The following is a 587-nucleotide window of genomic DNA, read 5'->3' as shown; positions in this document are numbered from 1 at the left end:
AGGAGGCAACAATTATGGAACAAGGTAAAGTAAAATGGTTTAACGCAGAAAAAGGTTTTGGATTCATCGAACGCGAAAACGGAGACGATGTATTTGTACATTTCTCAGCAATCCAAAGCGAAGGCTTCAAATCTTTAGACGAAGGTCAAGCAGTTACATTTGACGTAGAACAAGGTCAACGCGGCCCTCAAGCTTCTAACGTTCAAAAAGCGTAATCCATCATAAATATAAAAAGACAGACTCCTTGGAGTCTGTCTTTTTCATTTCCTTGAAAATGTCATAATAAAACCCTATCCACTGAGGAATAGGGCTTATTAATACAAAAATAGTAATCGGTAATACAAATGGTAAATTCAGTATAGCATAGTATAGACAAAATCCAAACTATAAATCAATATTTATTCATGTTTCATTAATTCTTCTTCAAAGAAAAACGTACTTGGATATTTATCCACTGTATAAGAATATCTTTTCATGTTTTTCACATAATGGCTTTTTAAGATGATCACTCTTTCATTAGATGCTTTTATATTTACAATTTCTCCATTGGAAAATAAGCTTATACTCATATCCCTCATCCTCTCTCC

At 33.2% G+C, this 587-nt stretch carries 2 protein-coding genes; one reads left to right on the top strand and one right to left on the bottom strand.

Annotated features, from left to right (window positions below; genetic code table 11):
* Positions 1 to 14 precede the first annotated feature (14 nt).
* Entirely contained in the window at positions 15 to 215 is a 201-nt protein-coding gene (locus AC1DRF_RS31625) for a cold-shock protein (RefSeq protein ID WP_013058096.1), read from the top strand.
* A 183-nt stretch (positions 216 to 398) separates the two neighbouring features.
* Here the strand turns inward: AC1DRF_RS31625 and AC1DRF_RS31620 are convergent.
* On the bottom strand, positions 399 to 587 hold a 189-nt coding region (locus AC1DRF_RS31620; RefSeq protein ID WP_477742776.1), incomplete at its 5' end, for a hypothetical protein.

The sequence above is a fragment of the Priestia sp. P5_B4 genome (assembly GCF_056400385.1).
This window is presented reverse-complemented; position numbering and strand designations above follow the sequence as displayed.

What these genes read in the sequence shown, in the direction of transcription:
- AC1DRF_RS31625 (WP_013058096.1), top strand. Translation starts at nt 15, where the DNA reads ATGGAACAAGGTAAAGTAAAATGGTTTAACGCAGAAAAAGGTTTTGGA.